The sequence below is a fragment of the Sulfobacillus harzensis genome (assembly GCF_012933365.1).
GTDB classification, from domain to species: Bacteria; Bacillota; Sulfobacillia; order Sulfobacillales; family Sulfobacillaceae; genus Sulfobacillus_B; species Sulfobacillus_B harzensis.
Window position 1 is genome coordinate 1 of the sequence record NZ_JABBVZ010000176.1, and the last position, 4,247, is coordinate 4,247.

Annotated in this window: 4 protein-coding genes; all 4 read left to right on the top strand. The window is 60.7% G+C overall.

The genetic code is table 11. The annotated features are described in order from the left end of the window. The first annotated feature begins 86 nt into the window (after positions 1-86). Positions 87-1,268 carry an amidohydrolase family protein gene (locus tag HIJ39_RS21675; protein ID WP_169103124.1) on the top strand — a complete coding sequence of 394 codons (1,182 nt, stop codon included), beginning with the start codon at positions 87-89 and terminating at the stop codon, positions 1,266-1,268. Positions 1,269-1,281: 13 nt separating this feature from the next. Beyond that, positions 1,282-1,977, top strand: a complete 696-nt coding sequence (locus tag HIJ39_RS21680) for a cysteine hydrolase family protein (protein ID WP_169103125.1) — start codon at positions 1,282-1,284, stop codon at positions 1,975-1,977. A gap of 29 nt (positions 1,978-2,006) precedes the next feature. Beyond that, positions 2,007-3,002, top strand: a complete 996-nt coding sequence (locus HIJ39_RS21685) for an NAD(P)/FAD-dependent oxidoreductase (RefSeq protein WP_169103126.1) — start codon at positions 2,007-2,009, stop codon at positions 3,000-3,002. A 196-nt stretch (positions 3,003-3,198) separates the two neighbouring features. Continuing rightward, the coding region (locus tag HIJ39_RS21690) for a hypothetical protein (RefSeq protein WP_207711847.1) at positions 3,199-4,247 on the top strand (1,049 nt) is incomplete at its 3' end.

Below are 4,247 nucleotides of genomic sequence, written 5' to 3' on the forward strand. Positions count from 1 at the left end.
TGACCACCGCTACATGTGTTGTAGTTGCGTCAGTTCAGGCCCTAAATACGGTACAACAAATCTTTTTTCAAGGGAGACAGACAACGATGAGTACAGCCATCATAAACATTGGGGACAGCCACAACGGCAACCAAGCCGGGACGCCGATTGTTGGCGACGCCATCATTGCCAACGACGGCATCATCGCCTGGATCGGGCCATCGAGCGATGTGCATCCGGACGAGCATGACATCGTCATTGACGCGCGGGGCATCACTGCCGTTCCCGGATTCATCGACTCGCACTTTCACAGCACATTTGGCGACTACACGCCGCGGCAGCAGACGGTGGGATTCATTGAGAGTTATCTGCATGGCGGCACCACGCGCACGATTTCTGCCAGTGAAGTGCACGTGCCCGGCCGGCCCCGCGACGTGATTGGTGTGAAAGCCCTCGCGATTGCTGCCGAACGCAGTTTTCGGGACTACCGTCCGGGCGGGGTGACAGTACATGCGGGCTCGGTCGTGCTCGAGCCCGGTCTGACGGCGGAGGATTTCCGTGAGCTGAGGGAGGCCGGGGTGTGGCTGGCCAAGGCGGGGTTTGGAGCATTCGCGTCACCTCGCGACTACGTGCCGGTGGTGCAGGCGGCGCGGCAGGCCGGGTTGGTCGTCATGTTCCATAGCGGCGGAGGATCGATTCCGGGAAGCCAGGAGAAGATTAGTGTCGACGTGCTGCTTGAGGCTAATCCCAATGTGGCTGGCCATATTAATGGTGGGCCTACGGCGTTAAGCGCCGAGGAAAACAGCCGGATTGTGAGCGACGGCACCGACATCGCACTTCAACTGGTTCAAGCCGGAAATCTTCGGTCGGCCATCCACATCGCGGAGTTGGCGCTCAAGGCGGATGCATTCCCCCGCGTAATGATTGCGACCGATACGCCGACAGGAACCGGCGTCATCCCGCTGGGAATGCTGCGGTCGATGGCGGAGCTCGTCTCCTTGGGGCCCCTGACGCCGCGACAGGCAATTGCCAGTTCTACCGGAAACGTGGCCGACGTCTATGGCCTATCCGCTGGACGACTAGCGGTTGGGGCACCAGCGGACATTTTGCTTTTGGATGCACCGCTGGGATCAACGCAGCCTGACGCTCTCACTGCGCTGGAGTTCGGGGATATTCCGGCCGTCGCGGCGGCGATAACCCAAGGCGAGCTGCGGTTTACCAAGAGCCGCAACACGCCCCCCGCCAAGCGACCCGTCAAGGCGCGAATCAATCGGGTTCTCCAACAGTGAGAGGAGGGTACGCATGAAGTGGTGGGCAGAACTGTTTCCGGAACCTGAACGGCGGGCTTATGCCCAAATGGCAAAAGGGTTCAAGTTCTTTTCGGGGACGCGTCCCGCGCTGTTGGTCGTCGATGTCGTCAAGGCTTTTGTGGGCGTGCCGGACCTTTCGCTGGAAGAGGCGAGCCATGAGTGGGTGACCGCGTGCGGTCCCGCGGCTTGGGAGGCATTACCCCGAATCAAGACACTACTTGACGACTTCCGGTCCAACAACCTTCCAATTTGCTTTACGACCGGTCAGCCGGGCGCGGCCGCCAAGTTCGGCGGCACCAACAAGGCAGAGCTGAGTGCCATGGGATCGCCGATGGACCGTCCCGGGGCTCAGGAGATTCCTGATTTGATCCGGCCCCAGGACGGCGAGTGGGTGCTCGACAAGCCCAAAGCCAGCGCATTTTTCGCGACGCCGCTGGTGGCATGGCTGCATCATCACGCGGTGGATAGTGTAGTCATTGTCGGATGCACCACGTCGGGCTGTGTGCGCGCCACCTGTGTCGACGCCATGTCGTGGGGTTATCCCACGGCGGTCATCGAGGATGCGTGTTTTGACCGGTCTAGACTGTCTCACGGGGTGAGCCTGTTCGAAATGCACACCAAGTATGCTGACGTGATGACGGTGGAGGAGTTCGAGCAGGACCACAGCCCGGGTTCTCTCGCTCAATAATTTACTGCGATACGTTTGGAGGATGAGCCTTGGAATTGTTTGACGTCACCATCATCGGAGGAGGTCCGGTGGGGCTGTTTGCGGCCACGATGGCGCGGCTCCATGGGATCAAGACATTATTGATTGAGAGCTTGAACAACTTGGGTGGGCAGCTGTACACTCTCTATCCCGAAAAGCCCATCTATGACGTCGCAGGCTTTTACGGTGTAACAGGCAAGGACTTGGCGCTCTCCTTGATTGAGCAGGCAGAGCACTTTTCCCCAACGATTGTCACCGGGGAATCGGTCGTCCGGGTATCCCAAACGGACGGGGCGATTTATGAGGTGGTAACGGACGTCCAAACATACCGCACCCGGGCCCTGCTGTTGACGGTGGGTATTGGCGCATTTGTGCCTCGGAAGCTTCCGGCTGAAGGAGCCGCGTCATGGGAGAATCATGGAGTGTATTATCTCATGCCGCCACTCGATCACTTCAAGGATCGCAAGGTGCTGGTGGTGGGCGGCGGGGACACGGCGCTGGACTGGACCCTGGCCATTGCTCCCTGGGCGTCCCAGGTCACCTTGATGCACCGGCGCGACCACTTTCGAGGTCAGGAAGAAAGTCTGCGGCTCATTCGGGAGTCACCCAACGTGGAGACTAAGACCCCTTTCGAGCTGATCCGAGTTGTGGGAGACCGCCGCCTCGACACGGTGGTAGTGAAGAAAGTCGGCAGCGACAGCGAAGAGAGCTGGTCAATCGATGATGTGGTGAGCGGCCTCGGGTTCCTGCCGTCGTTGGGCCCAGTGAAACGCTGGGGGCTTACGATGGATGGAAACACCATCACGGTTGACCCTGCATCCATGGCGACCAATCTACCGGGCGTCTATGCGGCAGGCGACGTGGCGCAATATCCGGGCAAGGTCAAGCTCATCGCTACGGGATTTGGCGAGATTGGCATTGCCATCGCCCAAATTCGCACCTATCTCGATCCGTCTAAGCACGGGCTGCCGCACAGCACCAACCTGAAGAGCGTGGCCAAGGTCTAAAGAACATGTGTAAGCTGCCACCAGTCCCACGGGCTGGGCGGCAGTGGCTTTGGTTTTAAATGAGTGATGGGGGCATGACGAGATTGTTTCGGTACCGGTTAGAACCGTGACTGATATCGGACCCCAGGGGCTTGTCAGGACGAATCAGTATGCCTATGTGGATTAGCGACGAAATCTACTCTAGGTCGGCGTCGTGATGGTCGCGCGTCTGCGCCTTGCTTTTGCCCCGAGCTCCACCGCCCTAGCCAAGTTGGTTGTGCAGGGGTGGGGCACCCACATTGCGACGGCGTCACTCCAGGACGCGGGAACAGGGCACCAACGGGTGCGCGTCGCTGGGAACCTCCTATGGCCGACCCAGCTTCTTCCTCCCCATCATCCCGTGCGGCTAGAGGTCACGGTGTCCGGATTTCTCGATTGGCGCGTGCGTCGCGTCATCACGGTGACCACGCCGGCAAGCCCCCAAGTCGTGGCGGATCGTGTGCGCGTGAATGTTGGGAAGCGACCGACGGCTCGGTTTAGCAGCGCTGTTGCGCAAGTCCGATTTGCGGCGACGGACCACGTCAAGACCGCCGATGGCCATCACGTGGCGATTGGGCCGGTGGTTGAGGTCCCAAACCAACAGGGCTCTATCACGGTCCAGGTGCGTGCCCGGGCATGGGAAACCTGGGGCTCAGATCAGACACTACACTGGGCATCGGTACCCTGGCTGACGGCGACAGCAGTCCAGGTTACGAAAGGCCATGCCAACTTGTCGACGGCACCCATCGACGTCACTTTTTCCGCGCCCGTGCGCCGTTCCGGGTTGGCGCAGTGGTCCATGGCCCCGACGGTGGCGGGGCATTGGCATCAGGTCACGGACCGCACCTGGCAATTTCAGCCAACGAGCCACGGATGGGCGCCGGATACGACCCTCGTGCTTCATCTTCCGGAGGGGAAGCATGGTCTGGTCGCCCGGGATGGCGCTCAGTTGGCGCGGGCGTCTCAAACCTTGACCGTGCAACTCCCCGAGGGCACGACCCTCCGGTTGCAGCAATGGCTGGCCGAGCTCGGGTACTTGCCCGTGCGATGGACGTCGGCGGCGGGTGCGCATACGTCCCCAGGGTGGGACTCCGTGTACCAACCGCCGACAGGCCAATTTACGTGGCGCTATCCGGCGGTCCCGACGGCGCTGAAATCCCTCTGGAATCCGAGGTACTGGACCGCTATGACCCAAGCCGCGGTGATTGCCTTTCAACACCAGCAGCA

Coding starts and splice junctions, on each gene's coding strand:
- HIJ39_RS21675 (WP_169103124.1), top strand. CDS start 87: ATGAGTACAGCCATCATAAACATTGGGGACAGCCACAACGGCAACCAA.
- HIJ39_RS21680 (WP_169103125.1), top strand. CDS start 1,282: ATGAAGTGGTGGGCAGAACTGTTTCCGGAACCTGAACGGCGGGCTTAT.